Origin of the sequence: Paenibacillus uliginis N3/975, from assembly GCF_900177425.1 — a bacterium.
GTDB lineage: Bacteria > Bacillota > Bacilli > Paenibacillales > Paenibacillaceae > Paenibacillus_AQ > Paenibacillus_AQ uliginis.
Genome location: NZ_LT840184.1, coordinates 5,469,598 through 5,487,027, shown reverse-complemented (window position 1 = coordinate 5,487,027; position 17,430 = coordinate 5,469,598). Strand labels below are relative to the sequence as shown.

At 46.8% G+C, this 17,430-nt stretch carries 12 protein-coding genes; 10 read left to right on the top strand and 2 right to left on the bottom strand.

What is annotated here, in order from left to right; all coding sequences use genetic code 11:
• Positions 1-49 precede the first annotated feature (49 nt).
• From B9N86_RS25600 to B9N86_RS25555, 10 genes are all read left to right on the top strand, one after another.
• Entirely contained in the window at positions 50-1,786 is a 1,737-nt protein-coding gene (locus B9N86_RS25600; protein ID WP_208920755.1) for a sensor histidine kinase, read from the top strand.
• Positions 1,774-3,360 (top strand): response regulator transcription factor, encoded by a 1,587-nt coding sequence (locus tag B9N86_RS25595; protein WP_208915897.1) that lies wholly within the window; start codon positions 1,774-1,776, stop codon positions 3,358-3,360. The genes B9N86_RS25600 and B9N86_RS25595 overlap by 13 nt, the downstream gene beginning before the upstream one ends.
• Positions 3,361-3,592: 232 nt before the next feature.
• Positions 3,593-4,522: a carbohydrate ABC transporter permease gene (locus tag B9N86_RS25590; protein WP_208915896.1), complete on the top strand. Its 930-nt coding sequence runs from the start codon at positions 3,593-3,595 to the stop codon at positions 4,520-4,522.
• Positions 4,523-4,537: 15 nt separating this feature from the next.
• Positions 4,538-5,374 (top strand): carbohydrate ABC transporter permease, encoded by an 837-nt coding sequence (locus B9N86_RS25585; RefSeq protein WP_208915895.1) that lies wholly within the window; start codon positions 4,538-4,540, stop codon positions 5,372-5,374.
• Positions 5,375-5,510: 136 nt separating this feature from the next.
• A complete protein-coding gene (locus B9N86_RS25580; RefSeq protein ID WP_208915894.1) occupies positions 5,511-6,902 on the top strand; it encodes an ABC transporter substrate-binding protein in 1,392 nt (463 codons plus the stop codon).
• A 404-nt stretch (positions 6,903-7,306) separates the two neighbouring features.
• Complete coding sequence (locus B9N86_RS25575) at positions 7,307-9,607, top strand: glycoside hydrolase family 95 protein (RefSeq protein WP_208915893.1); 2,301 nt, start codon at positions 7,307-7,309, stop codon at positions 9,605-9,607.
• A gap of 79 nt (positions 9,608-9,686) precedes the next feature.
• Positions 9,687-11,519, top strand: a complete 1,833-nt coding sequence (locus B9N86_RS25570) for a glycoside hydrolase family 35 protein (protein ID WP_208915892.1) — start codon at positions 9,687-9,689, stop codon at positions 11,517-11,519.
• 261 nt (positions 11,520-11,780) lie between these two features.
• The gene (locus B9N86_RS25565; RefSeq protein WP_208915891.1) at positions 11,781-13,199 is read left to right on the top strand and encodes an alanine/glycine:cation symporter family protein; all 1,419 of its coding nucleotides are present in this window, start codon (positions 11,781-11,783) and stop codon (positions 13,197-13,199) included.
• Positions 13,200-13,329: 130 nt separating this feature from the next.
• A complete protein-coding gene (locus tag B9N86_RS25560) occupies positions 13,330-14,361 on the top strand; it encodes an anti sigma factor C-terminal domain-containing protein (protein ID WP_208915890.1) in 1,032 nt (343 codons plus the stop codon).
• Positions 14,362-14,480: 119 nt separating this feature from the next.
• On the top strand, positions 14,481-15,173 hold the full coding sequence (locus B9N86_RS25555) for a spore coat protein (RefSeq protein ID WP_208915889.1): 693 nt from the start codon (positions 14,481-14,483) through the stop codon (positions 15,171-15,173).
• A gap of 73 nt (positions 15,174-15,246) precedes the next feature.
• Here B9N86_RS25555 and B9N86_RS25550 read toward each other — a convergent pair whose 3' ends face one another.
• On the bottom strand, positions 15,247-15,852 hold the full coding sequence (locus B9N86_RS25550) for a class I SAM-dependent methyltransferase (RefSeq protein WP_208915888.1): 606 nt from the start codon (positions 15,850-15,852) through the stop codon (positions 15,247-15,249).
• A 57-nt stretch (positions 15,853-15,909) separates the two neighbouring features.
• The gene (locus tag B9N86_RS25545; protein ID WP_208915887.1) at positions 15,910-17,346 is read right to left on the bottom strand and encodes a serine hydrolase domain-containing protein; all 1,437 of its coding nucleotides are present in this window, start codon (positions 17,344-17,346) and stop codon (positions 15,910-15,912) included.
• Between the last annotated feature and the right edge of the window lie 84 nt (positions 17,347-17,430).

Below are 17,430 nucleotides of genomic sequence, written 5' to 3'. Positions count from 1 at the left end.
CTGATAAAATAAAAGAAAAGATGATAGCATGAGAAAGGCGCGGGAGAACATGTTCAAGTTTACTTACTACAAGAGAATCCAGTTGTCATTTCTTTTGCTTATTTTTATCCCGTTGATTGCGGTTTCAGTCATCTCCTTTGTCCTGATCAGAGGTACGATGGTGGAGAAGTTGCAGCTCAGTAACGATAACTTTTTGAATGTCATGATAGATGAACTGAACAAAACCGTTGATGATGTGACATTTGCCTCTCATTTTATTGTAAACGATACCAATGTTCGTTCTAACCTGAAGGCTTTTGCGGAGACAAAGCGGCTTGAAAATTACCAGGATTACATGTTTTTTACGCATTTGCAAAATGTGTTTTCCCTGATTAACTCCAAGCCGCTGAACAATAACATCAGCATGTACTTGGTCAACCGGCAGAATTTTGTGATTTCTTCCGGCATTGAGGATCTGACTGTAATCAAAAATAACATGGACAAACTGATGAAACGTGTTAATCTTCATGAACCTGAAAGGCTGCAATGGCTAGGCATGGCTGACAGCGGATCTGGCAAAAACAGCAGCTACTATATTGCCAGAGTGATCTATGACAGTCGCGAGAATCAGCATGTGGCGGTGCTGCTTATCTCCATTTCCGACAAGTATTTCACCAAACTGCTCGAACCGGTCGAATTCGGCAAGGTTGCGCTTTTTGATTCCGCTGGCGGATTTATCGCTGGCAATACAGAGCTTGCCCCGCATAACGCGGATGCAAATGGAAGCGTTCGCACAGCCAGAACCATCGCGAAATCCAGCTGGCGGATTGTTTATGAAGCCTCGGAGAAAGAATGGTCTGGCCAAATCTCACGAACCTTTTACAGTGGTATTGTAGCGGTACTTTTGCTGTTTATCGTTTTCTCCGCTACTTCTATCTTGATTGCCAAAAGATTGCATAGTCCGATTCTCAAGCTGCAGCGGGTTGTACGCCAATTCGGAATGGGTAATCTGGACGTGAGGCTGGAGGTAAAGGGGAAGGATGATATCGCCGAGCTTGGACAGACGCTGAATACGATGCTGGATCAACTGCAGAGGCTGATTCACGATATCGAGCAGGAGCAGGAACAGAAGCGGGTGATGGAGCTGGAAGCCCTGTTTATGCAGATTCGCCCTCATTTTTTGATCAATACGTTGAATTCGATTAAATGCAGCCTTATTCTATCTAAAGATACGCTGCACAGCGGAATTATCGATTCTCTAATGAGTCTGCTCCGGGCTTATCTCAAGGTCAATGAACCGGCTACCCTGCGGGAAGAGTGCAAGCTGCTCGGCCACTACGTCGATATTATGAAAATCCGAAATGAAATCCCACTGGAACTGGAAATCGATCTGGCTCCGGAAACCGAAGAACTTATCGTTCCCAAACTTATTTTACAGCCGCTCGTAGAGAATGCCATAGTCCACGGTCTGGTCGATCATCCGAAGCCCCGTATTTCCGTTCGCTCACGAACTATCCCTGAAGGCATTCTGATTGAGATTTCTGACAATGGCTGTGGGGCGGACGAAGAGATTCTGGCAGGGCTGAACTACAGGCTGTTACATAAGGATGATGAACAGGATGGATCTTATACAAGAGTCGGGTTAATCAACGTGGCTCAAAGGCTGAGGCTGACCTACGGGCAGGAAGCCGGTTTATCCCTGCATAGTCTGCGGCAGGGCGGGGTGTCCGTATCTCTGTATTTACCTCCAGGCAACAACCATCATGTTTTTCCGTCTGAGGGAGGACAATTAAGATGTTTAGAGTGATGCTCATTGACGATGATGTCCCCATGCTCAAAGTGCTGCGGCAAATGATTGACTGGGAAGCCCATCATTTGCAAATTGTCGGTAGTACCTATTCAAGCGCTAAGGCGCTACATATGTTTGAAGAAGTGCAGCCTGACATCGTCATTACAGACATCGGTCTGCCGCAAACAAATGGCATTGAGCTGGCTGATCGATTTATCAGCATGAAACCGGATATAAGGGTGATCTTTCTGACATGTCATGAGGATTTCCAATATGCACAGCAGGCGGTCAAGCTGAAGGCCGACGATTATTTGATCAAGGACCAGCTTACGGCAGAGCAATTAGCACAAAGTTTAGGCAAATCGGTACGATTGCTGAAATCAAGGGTCGGGTTGATTAACCGTGAGACCGCGCGCTGTAACAGCATTCTTTTCCGGAAGGATCTGCTGCAAAGAGTAATTGACGGAGCCCCGTCCGAGACAACGGTGGCCTATGCGGGACAAATCGGCATATCCTGGACCTATCCGTGGTTTATGTTGGGGATTGTCAGCATTCATTTTTCCAGCTTCGACAACCGTTACAAGCAGAGTGAATATCCGCTGATCTTATATGCCATCTACAACATTGCCTTGGAACTGTCCGAATCGAGCGAAGGGATAACCCCTTTTCTTGAGCAGGAGAATATTGTAATTATGTATAATTTCCGGGTTAATCTTGCGCAAAACGCCAATCTGCATCTTCATAATTATTTGCAGCAGCTGCGTTTTAAGTGCTCCCATTTCCTTAAGATTCAACCGAGTGTTATTAAGGTTACGGACAAAGTGGAGCTAGACACCATCGGCCCGGTATTTCAAAAAATGGTTCAGGACAAGTGCGAGTTTTACGAGAATACCGATTATATTGATTCTGATACGTTGCATATTACATCGCAAATGTTTCAACCTGCTCCGAAGGGGTTTCTGGATGGCTATGTTTCGGAATTGGAACGGGCAGTCATCCGAGATGATTTGGAAGGCATCAGCGGAATTCTGCAGGAAATCATCAGGATTGCTAGAGAGATGTCTATCATTCCGGACGACTTTGTCCGGGAGTTGTCTTCTATGCTCCGCGGCATTGAGCTGATTTTTTCTAGTCTGAAATTCGATGAGGATCTGTTCGCCTATCTCGCTCTGACCCGGACGCTAGAGGATACGATGGAGCTGGTGGAAAGAAAATTTATGCTGGCCATGAAAAGCCGGCATAAGGGAGCGGTAACCACGGTACAGGAGCCCAAGCTTCAGGTCATCCAGCAATTTATCGACCAGCACCTTGCCGATAATATTACCTCAATCGATATGGCGCGCTATCTGTTTCTGAATCCGAGCTATTTTTCACGTTATTTCAAGCGGATGACCGGCCTGACTTTTACGGACTATGTGCACCAGTATAAGATGAAGGTAGCTACGAACATGATGAAAATGTCCAACCAGAATTTAGAATCACTTGCGGTTGGATTGGGCTATTCAGATAGAACGTATTTCTCCAAAGTGTTTAAAAAATATGTGGGATCTACGCCAAGCGAGTACAAGGCCAGACATTTGGCACGCAAATGATTCTCTCCAGATAAAAACAATCCAATATTTGCAATAAACAAATCCAGTGCCTGCAGGCGCTGGATTTGTTTGTTAAATACATCCGGCATCGACGTCAGTCACCGGTTCCTCGCTATTATACACATACGAATAAAGGTCAAAATCGTGCACGTCGCTGGTCATAATCTCTCCTTCATGCCGCGGGAGGATGAATTATTATAATGACATATTTAATTTGCCGAGGTGATACAACGTGGAGAGTATAAAACAATCTGTACCAAAGAGTCAGCGTGAACCGCGAAAATTTTGGACTCCGCAGAAGAAAGAAGCTTTGACCGGGTGGCTGTTTCTGGCCCCGGAGATTATCGGGATGCTATTTCTTAACGTGTTTGCGCTTGGATTTTCTCTTTATTTGAGTTTTTCCGATTGGGACCTTCTGTCAGGCGTTGAAGGAATCAAGTTTACAGGGTTGGATAACTATATCCAAATGTTCCAGGATCCTACCATTATTCAGGCACTGAAGAACAATGTGATTTATATGATTCTGACGGTTCCTATTCCGATTGCGATTGCTCTGGTGCTGGCGACATTGATTCATAACAGTGTGTTTTTTAAAGATTATTTCAAAGTCGCATTTTTTATCCCCTATATTTCTTCCATTATCGCGATTGCTGCGGTATGGAGCGCTTTATTTCACCCGTCTCTGGGACCGATTAACCAGTTTCTGATGGATTTAGGGCTGTCCAATCCTCCTAAATGGCTGGTAGATCCAAAAACATCGCTTCTGTCGATTGCTATTATCAGTTCATGGGCCGCTCTGGGCTACACTATCATTATCTATATGGCTGGTCTGACGAATATTTCGAATGAAATTTACGAAGCAGCTGAAATTGATGGCGCCGGCGTGATGAAAAAGTTTTTCTCCATCACGGTACCGATGCTTCGTCCGACGACTTTCTTTCTCCTTATCACCATGCTGATCGGATCGTTTAAAGTGTTTGACGTCATTGCCTTTTTGACCGAAGGCGGACCGAACAATTCTTCAACCGTGCTCGTATTCCGGATTTATGAGGAAGGATTTAAATATTACAATATGGGCTACGCTTCGGCCATCTCCTGGCTGCTGTTCGCTATTATCGGCTTGATTACCGCAGTCACCTGGAAATTTAGAAATGAAGAATAGGAGGGGGATGTAAAGATGCAATGGATTAGAAAAAATATGTCCAAATTGATCACAACCGGTTTTATGGGAGCGTTGTCTATCGTTTTCCTGATTCCGCTGATCTGGATGATTTCAGCAGCCTTCAAATACGAGAAAGATGTTATGCGTTTTCCGATTCAATGGATACCCGAGAAGATTAATGTGGCGTATAATTTCAAGATGGTCTGGATGGGAAGGGTTCCTTTTACCGATTTTTACTTCAATTCATTTAAAATAGCCATTATTACGACCTGCATCACGCTGCTCGTTTCGTCCATGGCGGCGTACTCGCTGACCAAGATTAAATTTAAAGGGCGTGATCTGGTGTTTGTGGCCCTGCTCTCCTTCATGATCATTCCCGATCAGGCCACGCTGATCCCGCGCTTTCTGTTGGTTCGCTGGTTCGGTCTCTATAATACCCATGCCGCAATCATATTCATGAGCATGTTCTCGATTTACTTCACGTTCCTGCTGCGGCAGTTTATGATTGGGATCAGCGATGAGTATATGGAAGCATCCAAAATCGATGGCGCGGGTCATTTGCGGATATTCTCGTCCATCATGGTTCCGCTATGCAAACCGGTGCTGGCTACGGTAGCCATCATTAAATTCATCTGGACATGGAACGATTATCAGAATCCGCTCATCTTCCTGTTGGACAAGGATCTGTACACCATTCCGCTCGGCATGACGCTGTTCCGGGACGATTACACGAACAACTATGCGATTATGATGACAGCGGCGGTGTCGGCGATTATACCGCTTGTGATCGTGTTTATCGCTTTGCAAAAGCAGGTAATTAACGGGATTGCCCTGGGCGGCGTGAAGGGTTGATCATACTTTCTTTTTGAAAAAGTCAAAAAAGTAATCATACAATATCAAAATTTTGCACTTGACCAGTAAAGCGGCCGCCTATAATGAACAGTGAATACAGCACTACACCTAAATATTAAGTGCAGGGGGAAGTAAAATGAAACAAAAGGTCAAGCAAAGATTGTCTGTATTACTCGGAATGATTCTGGCCGTCTCCTTGGTGCTCACCGGCTGTGGAAAGTCCGGAGGTTCATCGTCGAATGACAGCTCCGGGGCAAATGAAGGCAGCGCCGAGACCGGAAAGCAAGTCACCGTCAAGTATTATAACTGGGATAACGAAGCTCAGTCGGTAGGCACGGATGCCATGCTGCAGGAATTTATGGATCAAAATCCAGATATCAAGGTAGAGCATGTGGTACTTGTTCCCGGCGATTCTGTGGAAATGATGAAAAAACTCGATTTTCTCATTTCTTCCGGTGAAGCGATCGATGTTGTACAAATACCAAGCTTGGGATCTGTACTTGAACGGGCGACTCGGGGAGCGCTGGCACCACTTAATGAATTCTATGAAAAGGAAAATATCGTCCCCGAGGACGAATATTTCGTTAACCCAAAGATTGATAACAATTATTACGGTATGCAGTATACAAAGAGTTTCAACTACGTGATGCTCAACAAGGATGCTCTTGACGAAGTGGGATTAGAAGTTCCAAAGTTCGGATGGACATGGGATGACTACCGGGAATATGCCAAGAAGCTGAATAAAGGTGAAGGCATTGACAAACGTTACGGTACGTACTTCCATACTTGGGAGCTTTATTCAAACGCTCCGGCGCAAACGATGATGAAAGATCCATTCCTGTATGATGACGGAACAACGATTCTGTCCGATCCAACCTACAAATACTTCTTCCAGCTTCGCAAGGGTATGGAGTCGGAGGACAAATCAGCTAAACCTTTCTCGGATGTTCTCGCTGCAAAGCTGAACTATCGCACCGAATTTTTCAATGAGGAAGCAGCTATGATTCTGACAGGTAACTGGACAATCGCTGACCCGGGCAATACCGAGCAGTATCCACACGATTTCAAAACAGCTTTCGCTCCGGTACCGGTGCCTCCGAAAGGATCGGAACCTAAAGATTACGAAGGCAAATATTTCACAAGTGGTGGCCAGTTGGTAATGGGCGCTAACTCTGAAAACAAGGAAGCATCCTTCAAGCTTATGAGATTTATGACAACAGCAGATTCGGACAATAGACCAGAATTCTCGGGTTATAAAAAAGCCAATAACGAAGCTCTGTTAACAAAGCTGGTTGCTGGAAATGAAGATATGTATGATATGGATTCTCTTAAATACACACTGTTTGACGATGCAATCCAATATCTTGATGCTGCACAGGTCATGACCACGGCCTCATCGGAATTGACCAAAGTGATCGAGGACGGCTTCAGCAGATATATGCTGAATAATGAATCGATCGATGATGTACAGAAATGGATGGTTGATGAGGCAACAAAAGTCATCAATAAAAAAGGTGTAATCAAATAGGCAGGATAGTCACTCTATCCTGGTTACGCAACGGGCTTTGAGATTTATCTTAAAGTGCGTGTTCAAAAAGGTCGGTTATCAGCACCGAGAAGGTTGGATGAAGCTAGGGACTGAGGAGCGGAGCGTACGTTTTGGGTACGTGAGCACCGGAAGGACCGGCTGAATTCAAGATTCGATGCCGAGCCCACTTCCTGATTCACTTCGTGATCAAAAGCGGACTTTTTGAACAACCTCTTAAAGTGTCGGGGAACGAGGAGAAACACAATCGTCTGCTTATGAAGAGCTGTCTCTATGGATCGTACCGGCCACGAGAGACAGCTCTTTTTATTCTATCTAATGGACGAATTTTGTAGAACCGAACGATTTGAACAGCGAAAAAATGATTGATTTTTAGGAGTAGGACGATGACAAACGAAACTTGCAAGCTGATAGAAAAACAACCTGCCCGTGTCTGGACGGAAGCCTTTCCGCTTGGTAATGGAAGACTAGGCGCGATGGTTTTTGGAGATGTATCAGCCGAACGAATCGGGCTAAATGAAGATTCGGTCTGGTACGGCGGACCGAGAGGGTGCGATAATCCGGCAGCTCCTGGAACGGTGGAGGAACTCAGAAAGCTGCTTCGTGAAGGTGAACCCCAGGAAGCGGAGAGAATGGCGCTTCTGCATCTCACGAATATACCGCAGTATTTTGGGCCATATCAACCGCTAGGTGACTTGAGGCTTCAGTTCGATTATCGACTGCGGGACAGTTCGGATTATCGGCGGGAATTAAACCTGAGGAATGGTGTTGCATCGGTAACGTATAAAATTGGGGAAGTTCAGTATAACCGAGAAATATTCTCCAGCGCCATAAATCATGTGCTTGTGGTCCGGTTAACGGCATCAGAACCCGGAGCGATCTCCTTAACTGCGCGCTTAAGCAGGCGGCCGTTTGAAGGAGAGATAAAGCATGACCATGATCGTTTGCTGATGATGGAAGGAAGCTGTGGAGCGGATGGCATTAGATATGCGACGGTTCTGACCTCTCGTATCACGGGGGGCGAGTGCCGGACGGTTGGAAATTATATGGATATTCGTGGGGCGGATACCGTTACTTTGATTCTCGCGGCTCAAACCTCATTCCGTTGCAATGATCCTCGGATGGAAGCTATCAGGCAGGCCGAGTCCGCTGCTTCCCTTTCATATGAACAATTGAGAGAAGCGCATATCAGTGATCACAGAGCCTTATTTGACCGGGTCTCGCTGGATCTTTCACCTCAGGAAACCGTGAGCGAAACGAACAGGGATAAGTCTACCACGGAGCGTCTTCAGCTTTATCGACAAGGTGGTGCGGACCCATTATTGGAAGCGTTGTTCTACCAATTCGGGCGCTATTTGCTGATGGCAAGCTCAAGACCCGGCAGCCTGCCGGCCAATCTTCAGGGTATTTGGAATGAAAGCTTTACACCACCTTGGGAGAGCGACTACCATCTGAATATTAACCTGCAGATGAACTACTGGATTGCGGAGACGGGCAATTTGCCTGAATGTCATGAACCGTTGTTCGATTTCATTGACCGGCTGGCTGCAAACGGGCGGCACACTGCTGCAGCTTTGTATAGTGCAAGAGGATTTACGGCCCATTCTTCATCCAACCTATGGGCGGAGAGTGGATTGTTTGGAGCCTGGACGCCTGCGATTTTTTGGCCTACAGGCGGGGCTTGGCTGGCGCTGCATCTATGGGAGCATTACCGATATAACCGCTCAGAGGACTTTTTACGTGATCGGGCCTATCCGGTGCTGAAGGAAGCCTCGCTATTCTTCCTTGATTTTCTGACCTATGATAAGAGCGGATTTCTTGTCACTTCACCATCGCTTTCTCCAGAAAACAGCTACGTAACGGATACAGGACAGACAGGGGTCTTATGTTCCGGTCCCTCCATGGATTCGCAGATTGTGTACGCCCTTTTCACTGCTTGCATCGAAGCAGCCGAATACCTTGAAGTGGATAGCATGCTCACCAAGGAGTGGAGAAGCGTAAGGTCCAAGCTTTCCCCTCCTCGGGTTGGCCGGCATGGCCAGATCATGGAATGGTCCGTCGACTATGAAGAGGCAGAACCGGGGCACCGCCATATCTCTCATTTGTTTGCACTTCACCCCGGGGAGCAAATCATTCCCCACAGGATGCCTGAACTTGCGGAGGCCGCCCAAAGAACATTGGAGCGGCGTTTGAAAAACGGCGGTGGACATACCGGCTGGAGCCAAGCATGGATTTCTAACTTCTGGGCGAGGCTCGGCAATGGAGACAAAGCTTATGACAGTCTTCGCGAGCTACTGATAAAAGCAGTCCATCCGAATTTATTCGGTGATCATCCACCTTTCCAGATTGACGCTAATTTCGGAGGAGCGGCTGCGATACAGGAGATGCTGATTCAATCCCATGGCGGAGAAATACGTTTGCTGCCAGCCCTACCTTCTTCGTGGCCCTCTGGTTCAGTCAGGGGGCTTCGGGCCAGGGGAGGATTTACCATTAATATTGATTGGAGAGACGGCATGTTAGAGCTGGCAGAGATTTGCGCCGCTAATACAGGAGAATGCACGTTATATAGCATGGAGCCTCTTTTGATCTCTGATTCGGATCGGCATTCCGTTCCAGTGACGAAAGCACGCTATCTGTATACGTTTTCTTTACGCCAGGGAGAAACGATCTGGGTATCCTTGGAGTAATGGAAGCTGTCCAACTCCGATGATCACGAAAAATCGCCAGTAATAGATTCTATACATTATTAAGCGGAGGTCATCTATAATGAGCATACTTACTTGGAGCAACGGACAATATTTACTGGACGGGGAGCCTTACCGGATTATCTCAGGAGCGATCCATTATTTCAGGGTGGTGCCGCAATATTGGAAGGACCGGCTGTTGAAGCTGAAGGCCTGCGGATTCAATACAGTTGAAACCTACATTGCCTGGAACGTGCATGAACCCAAGGAGGGAGAGTATGATTTTACCGGTATGGCCGATGTAGTTTCGTTTATTGAGCTTGCCGGAGAACTCGGCCTTCACGTCATTGTCAGACCAAGTCCGTTCATTTGTGCGGAATGGGAGTTCGGTGGCTTGCCGGGCTGGCTGCTGGCTTACGGGGAACTCAAACTTCGCTGTTACGATCCCTTCTATTTAAGTAAGGTGGACCGCTATTATAACGAGCTGATTCCTCGGCTTGTTCCGCTCCAATCCACTCACGGCGGGCCGATTCTGGCTGTCCAGGTGGAAAATGAATACGGCAGCTATGGCAATGACCATGCGTATTTGGGCTATTTACGGGACGGATTGCTGAGTCGTGGAATTGATGTACTGCTCTTTACTTCCGACGGCCCTACCGATGAGATGCTGCTGGGAGGAACACTGGGCGATGTGCATGCCACAGTCAACTTCGGTTCGCGGGTAGAAGAATCTTTGGCCAAATATCGGGAATACCGTAAGGAAGAGCCGCTTATGGTGATGGAATTCTGGAACGGCTGGTTCGATCACTGGATGGAAGACCATCATGTGCGGGATGCGGCGGATGTAGCCGGCGTTCTGGATGAAATGCTGGAACAGGGCGCTTCCATCAATATGTACATGTTCCATGGTGGAACAAACTTTGGCTTTTATAGCGGGGCAAATCATATTGCCAAATATGAGCCGACGACGACAAGTTATGACTATGACGCTCCGTTGACAGAATGGGGAGATAAAACGGAGAAAATAGATGCTGTCCAAAAGGTGCTCGCAAAGCATGGATTTACTCCTGATTGTCCGTTTCCCGAGCCGATCCCGAAAATAAGTTACGGAAAAGTTGCCTTGACGGAAAAGGCGGAACTGTTCGCTGACTTCAATCTGGATACGTTATCCAAACCGGTGAAAAGTGTAAACATAGAGCCGATGGAGAAATTCGGGCAGTCCTTTGGTTTTATTATGTACAGTACTTATATTCAGGGGCCGCGATCCGGTCAGAAGCTGTACATTCAGGAGGTTCGGGACCGGGCGCAAGTGTTCCTGGATGGAAGGGCGATTGGGGTTGTTGAGCGTTGGAACCCGCAGCCATTGAATATTTCTGTCCCGGCAGGAGGGGCACGGCTTGACATCCTCGTTGAAAATATGGGACGGATTAATTACGGACCACTCATTCGTGACCCGAAAGGGATCACAGAGGGGGTTCGGATCGACAATCAGTTCCAGTATGACTGGAGTATCCGTACGCTGCCTCTAGGGCCTTTAGAGCTGGCTTCGCTTGTGTACAGCAAGCAGAGCGGAGAGATACCGGAAAATTCCGAACATTCCGGGATGCCGGGATTTTACCGCGGCTGCTTCGAGGTGGAGGAGATCGGCGATACGTTTCTCCGGTTTGACGGCTGGAGTAAAGGAGTCGCCTGGATTAATGGCTTCAATCTCGGCCGCTATTGGCACGCGGGTCCGCAGCGAGCGTTGTATATTCCAGGTCCATTGCTTCGCAAGGGGCAAAATGAACTGGTTCTTTTAGAACTGCACGCCTGTCCGGAATCTTGCGAGATCGAACTGACGGATCGCCCTGATCTTGGCAAGACTGCAGCTGTAGACGATGCAGTGCTGAATTTTGTACAGGAAGACGAGTTGTAAATGCAGAAAGATTTTTCATACGGCACTAGATGACCTATCAAGCCCGTCCGTTAATCCGGATGGGCTTTTGCCATATTATTTCGTTTATCTCGCCAACCAGCTGCCGTCTCGTTAAGTGGATTAACGGGTGGCCTTATTTGTTTTAGAGCGGTTTTTTTGGATTCCATATTTTTCCGCGTTTTTTGAGGTCGGGAAACAAGTTATAATAGTAAGTTGAGAAGGTCTATTAGCATCTAGATTCTACACAGAGAGGAACATTCTATGGAGCAGGTAGTACAAAATTTTATTAATATAGTTAACGATTTCCTTTGGTCCAAGCTGTTAATTGTTTTGCTTATTGGCGGAGGACTTTATTTTACATTTAGAAGCAGATTTATGCAGTTCCGATTATTCAAAGAAATGCTGCGTGTCATTCGGGAGTCCAAAAGCAGCGAACCGGGCAGTATTTCACCGTTTCAGGCGTTTGCTATCAGTATGGCTGCGCGTGTCGGTACCGGTAACATTACAGGCGTCGCACTGGCTATATCGCTTGGTGGTCCGGGCGCCGTGTTCTGGATGTGGATTATTGCGATTATCGGATCAGCGTCCAGCTTTATTGAAAGTACGTTAGCCCAAATTTACAAAGTTAAAGACAGCAAGACTGGCGGTTTCCGCGGAGGTCCAGCTTATTACATGGAGTTTGGTCTGAATAAACGCTGGATGGGCACTTTGTTTGCGATTCTTATCACGCTGTCTTTCGGCCTTGTGTTTAACGCGGTTCAATCCAATACTATTTCGATCGCATTTCAGAATTCGTTCGGGACAAATCGTCTGACACTGGGTATTGTGATGGCCTTAGTATTTGGTGTCATTATATTTGGCGGTGTAAAGCGGATAGCAAAATGGTCCGAGTGGATCGTAGTCGTGTTGGCTGCAATTTACGTAGGTGCTGCGTTGTTTATAGTGCTGGCTAACATTACAAGCCTTCCGGAAGTGATCTCCGTTATTGTAAAAAGTGCATTCGGCTTTGAGCAGGCGGTCGGAGGTGCGTTCGGTGCTGCCCTTATGAACGGCATTAAACGTGGTCTGTTTTCGAACGAAGCGGGTATGGGTAGTGCGCCGAATGCTGCAGCCACGGCATCGACAAGCCATCCGGCGAAGCAGGGTCTCATTCAATCTCTAGGTGTTCTCATTGATACATTGGTCATCTGTACAAGCACGGCATTTATGATTCTGTTCACTGGAGCCTATAAACAGACAGGGCTAGATGGGATCGAGCTTACTCAAGCGGCGCTAGGGATGCAAATGGGCTCTTGGGCTTCTGATTTTCTCGCTATTATGATATTCCTCTTTGCCTTCAGCACACTGCTAGGCAACTATTATTACGGTGAGACCAATATCGAGTTTTTGAACTCCAAACGGATTTGGATTTGGGTTTACCGGGTTGCTGTTCTTGCTATGGTTGTGTTTGGCTCCGTTACGAGTGTGAAGCTGGTGTGGGATATGGCAGATCTGTTTATGGGCCTCATGGCTATCGTTAACCTGATTGCCATTATGCTGTTGTCCAAGATTGCCTTCGCTGCACTCAAGGATTATACAGCGCAGAAGAAAGCCGGAAAAGACCCGGTGTTTACGAAGGACAGTATTCCGGGACTGAAAAATGTGGAATGCTGGGATGACAGCCCGGTTGAAACGAATTAATCAATTAGGATAGAGACGCTGTATTTGCGGTTGACTTTGGCCGTAGGTGCAGCGTTTTTTGTGCTGCGCTATATAACTTTACAAGGAGAGGGAGTGTTATACAGATAAGAGTCGGAGAGGATGATCGTTCATGAGTGATGAGATGGTGGGAATTTCCGGAACCGAGAAATTCTCTCCAGATTTATTGGAGCGGAAGAAGAGGCGGATGAAATGGGGCAATAGAATTAGGCTAGCTTTACGTACAACTGCTGTGGTAATCATGGTGGCGTTTATATTTATGGTTTATATGTGGGGAGCTTATTTCTATTTCGAAAAGTCGGGGAAAAACGCTCAGTTTACACGTGCAGTCGCTACCTTGGCTGAGATACAGGGGAGCGGGATGAAACTGGACAAAGATTTCAGAATGGTTTCATTAAGTCCATTGTTAAAACAAACCGTGACAACCAAGGTCTACCGGCAGGTTGGAGAGTGGAGTGTCATAATAGGTGAATTGCATGCGGAGAAAAGCTTGTTTGGCGAGCTTAGGTATTCGATTAAAGAAGATGAAAAATATTTAAGAGAGAACACACGCCCTTTCTTTGGATTTCCAATGACCTTGATTTATGGGGGGAGTGAAACCATACGAATTGGTGAAAAAGAACCGGAGATGGAACGACTGGGTCATATCGAGGACGGCTTTGTAGCTGAGATGTGGTTTTCACTTGGAAAGGGAATGACACCGAAGCAGTTTATGGAAGTTTTGTCTGAATATGATCTTTGGGTTACGGGAATGGCGGTCTATTCCGGAGAAATGAAGGATGTAAAAGTGTCCAATTATAGCTCGACCAATGACGCGATTTACCCTCCTCATTTAACGCTTCGGCCTCTGGTTACTTTTCGTGAAGACGGAACGGGAGGAGGAGAATCTTTCAGTCTGACGAAACAGGATATCGGTCCTGCTGAAGAACAATTGATGAAGGACTTAGAGTGGCTTACAAGCCATGTAAATTATTATGGTGTCAATGAGGATAAACAGCGACTTTCCTATCTGAAACGTAACGGCATTCAAGTTTATGGCGCTACGGTTACCGGACCCGCAAGAGAACTGGAGAAGCTGAAGCAGGTACCGGAGTTTCGGAGATTTGGGCTTGGACGGGTTGAAGTGTGGAATTGGAATAACTAGTGTTGAGGCACCCTCGCCACGGTGTTTTATAAGGTAGAAACATTCATCAGGTGAATAATTATCAAATAAATCGGAAAAATTATCCTTGGTTGCAACCTATACCAAAGGAGTGATTTCCTATGAAATTTGGAGCTCATGAAGTCATGGATACCCATGAAGTTCTGGCAGAAAAAATGAACATGATGAATCATTTGGGCTTTTATGCGTCCCAAGCTAAAAATCCGCAGCTGCAAAGTATGATCCAGCGTCATCAACAAGAAGGTATCCGTTCCTATAATGAAGTTGTTGCACTTACACGTGGCGCCGGCATGACTGGAAACACCCGTATGAACCCACTCATGCCTTCAGCTGGCGTACAAGGAATCCAACAGAACGTGCAATATGGGATCAATAACCTTCAAACGGTTACGCCTCATCCCGATGCCGTAATGTCTGATAACGAAATCGCCTCAGCCATGCTTATTGCGCATAAAAACAGTGCAAAAAACTGCACGACCGCCGCGCTGGAATGCACGGACATCAACCTGCGTCGGGCGCTTACGAACAGCTCTGCTAGCTGCATTAACCAGGCTTACGAAGTATTTGTGTTCATGAATGAGCAGGGCCAGTATCCGGTGCCTACCTTTGAACAAGGAACAGCGCAGACGTATCTGAACACCTATCAGCCTGCGTCGGACTCCGTCATGTCCGGACTTCACACGCAAAGTGGTGCCATGGAAAATCGGGGGCCATTCATGGCCGGGCAGACCAACACGGATAGCTATGGAAGTTTTATGAATCCGGGCGGGCCACAACCTCCATCCGGAATGTAATGACAAAAAGGGGCATTCCCTCAATTGTGGAATGCCCTTTTTGTGTTTATGTTGTTTTCGTAGTATGCGTTGCTTAGGTGGATACCGCCCAAATGAGGTGAACCATTCCGCCCCAGTATCGTTCGGTGTTCACAATCTCAACTTCGGAGTCGTGAACGATCTGAAGCATATCCCGATTAAAGTGACAACCCGATATACGCCTGGCAACGGGATTGACCAGGTGTTGGGTAAAACCGAGCAACCGGTTGGAGCTGATCCCATGTTCCAGCAAATATATGTGTCCTCCGGGCCGGCACCAACGGTTCATTTTGTTCAGCACAGCTAACGGATCATCGTAACTGCACAGGGACAAGGTGGAAACCACACAATCGAAGGACCTTTCCGGCAGCTCGAGTGTCTCGATGTCCTGTTCCTGAAATGACACCTTAAGTTGCAGTTCTGAGGCCATCCGCCGTGCGCTATTCAGCATTTCCGGACTGAAATCGACCGCGGTCAGATCAACTGTATCCCGATTGTAATAAGGGAAATTAGCTCCAGCCCCGACGGCAACTTCCAGTACCTTTCCATGTATATCTTGGAGCAGTCGGCTTCTCCACATTCCGAGCGTACGCTGTCTGCTGTTTCGTTCATACATGGATGCCTGCTTGTTGAATTTTCGAACGAGTGTGTTTTTCTTCATGATACATACTCCTCATGTGGATCAGAAATTGATGATGGAAGGGGCCGGAATCTTTTCTTACATAGAAGCTCGCAGTTTTTCAATCATGATCTTACCTTCACGGTGAGTGGGGTCAAGCTCAACCGATTTTTCGTAATGCCGAAGAGCCATAGCCGGTTCTCCTGCTGACAAATACATTTCTCCAAGACTGTCATAAAGGTTGGATGACTCCGGAAAAAGTTGTACAGATAATTCAAGGACTTTAATTCCCTCGGTGAGAAAGCCTTTTTCCATCATGGTATAAGCGATGAAATTGAATTCACCTTCAAGAATAAGATAGCGCTCCAGATCGTGCGAAGACATGGAACTGTACTCCCGCCAAGCCGCCTCGACACCAGAAGTGATCGTGATTTTAGACAGATAGTGGGCCAGTGATTTTTTAACATACCTTATATCTTCACCGAGAAGAAGGTCGATGATGGATGTTGAGACGACTTTAAGTCCAATATAATCACAGTTCGTCATGAGCACTAGGCCTAAGCCTTGATCGGGCATGAGCATAAGATTGCTGCGGAAGCCCGTATCCATACCACTATGCGACATGATGCGGCAATCTTTATAAGACCCCAGAAACCAGGAGAGACCGATGCCGTTCATCCAGCTGCCGTAATGCGTCTCGGCATATTCTTCCCATAATGGTCCATACCCTTCAGGCTGTAAAATCTGTTGTCCCTCGGGCGTCATTCCCCGGTTCAGTTGGAAGATCATATATCGGCACATTTCCTCCGCGCTGCTGTATAGCGTTGAACTCGGTCCATGAGCTCGGTGATAAGGAAAGATGTCACTTGATTCCGGTCCATAGCCATCCTTAAATCCGTGAACATGGGGTGATGCCAACTGGTCGGATGGGATGTCGCTTTTAAAAAAAGAGCTTCCGTGCATCTGCGCAGGTTCCAGAAGGAGGGACTTCATATATTCCTCGAAGGATAGACCGGACACTTTGGCGATAACGTCGCCCAATATTTCGTAACCGATATTGCTGTATGCAAATTTTTCGCCTGGTGTAGACAGCAAACGGTGATTCTCTATGCGTCTTACATATCTCTCCAAGCTATGTTCATCGAATTCAGGCCGATCCCATTCAAAATCATCCTCGTCCGGCATACCCGAAGTGTGATTAAGAAGTTGGCGGACTGTTATATCAGCATAGTTATGGTCATTCAGCTTGAAGTATGGCAAATACTGAACTACAGGGGAGTCCAGTTCAATCTTTTCCTGCTGGACAAGCTGCATAATCCCCGTTGCCACACATGTTTTGGAGACGGAAGCCATATGGAACATTGTTCCTTCTACAACAGGACTGCCCGTTCGAATGTCAGACGTTCCGAATCCTTTGACATAGAATATCTCCTGGTTTCTTACGATGCCGACTGCTAATCCCGAAACAGGCTCATCCTGAACGAACTCTGTCAAAATAGTATCTAAACGTTCAATAATACGTTGGAAATGACTCATCTTATCGGAACCTCCGCTATATTTAGTTTTCAAAGAATAGAAGGACGGATGCGATAGACTATACCAACGGATTCACCTGCTTCC

Bases quoted from the DNA above. Each gene is read 5' to 3' on its own strand.
- B9N86_RS25550 (WP_208915888.1), bottom strand. From the start codon at position 15,852: ATGAAGAAAAACACACTCGTTCGAAAATTCAACAAGCAGGCATCCATG.
- B9N86_RS25585 (WP_208915895.1), top strand. From the start codon at position 4,538: ATGCAATGGATTAGAAAAAATATGTCCAAATTGATCACAACCGGTTTT.
- B9N86_RS25565 (WP_208915891.1), top strand. From the start codon at position 11,781: ATGGAGCAGGTAGTACAAAATTTTATTAATATAGTTAACGATTTCCTT.
- B9N86_RS25600 (WP_208920755.1), top strand. From the start codon at position 50: ATGTTCAAGTTTACTTACTACAAGAGAATCCAGTTGTCATTTCTTTTG.
- B9N86_RS25595 (WP_208915897.1), top strand. From the start codon at position 1,774: ATGTTTAGAGTGATGCTCATTGACGATGATGTCCCCATGCTCAAAGTG.
- B9N86_RS25570 (WP_208915892.1), top strand. From the start codon at position 9,687: ATGAGCATACTTACTTGGAGCAACGGACAATATTTACTGGACGGGGAG.
- B9N86_RS25545 (WP_208915887.1), bottom strand. From the start codon at position 17,346: ATGAGTCATTTCCAACGTATTATTGAACGTTTAGATACTATTTTGACA.
- B9N86_RS25560 (WP_208915890.1), top strand. From the start codon at position 13,330: ATGAGTGATGAGATGGTGGGAATTTCCGGAACCGAGAAATTCTCTCCA.
- B9N86_RS25575 (WP_208915893.1), top strand. From the start codon at position 7,307: ATGACAAACGAAACTTGCAAGCTGATAGAAAAACAACCTGCCCGTGTC.
- B9N86_RS25580 (WP_208915894.1), top strand. From the start codon at position 5,511: ATGAAACAAAAGGTCAAGCAAAGATTGTCTGTATTACTCGGAATGATT.
- B9N86_RS25555 (WP_208915889.1), top strand. From the start codon at position 14,481: ATGAAATTTGGAGCTCATGAAGTCATGGATACCCATGAAGTTCTGGCA.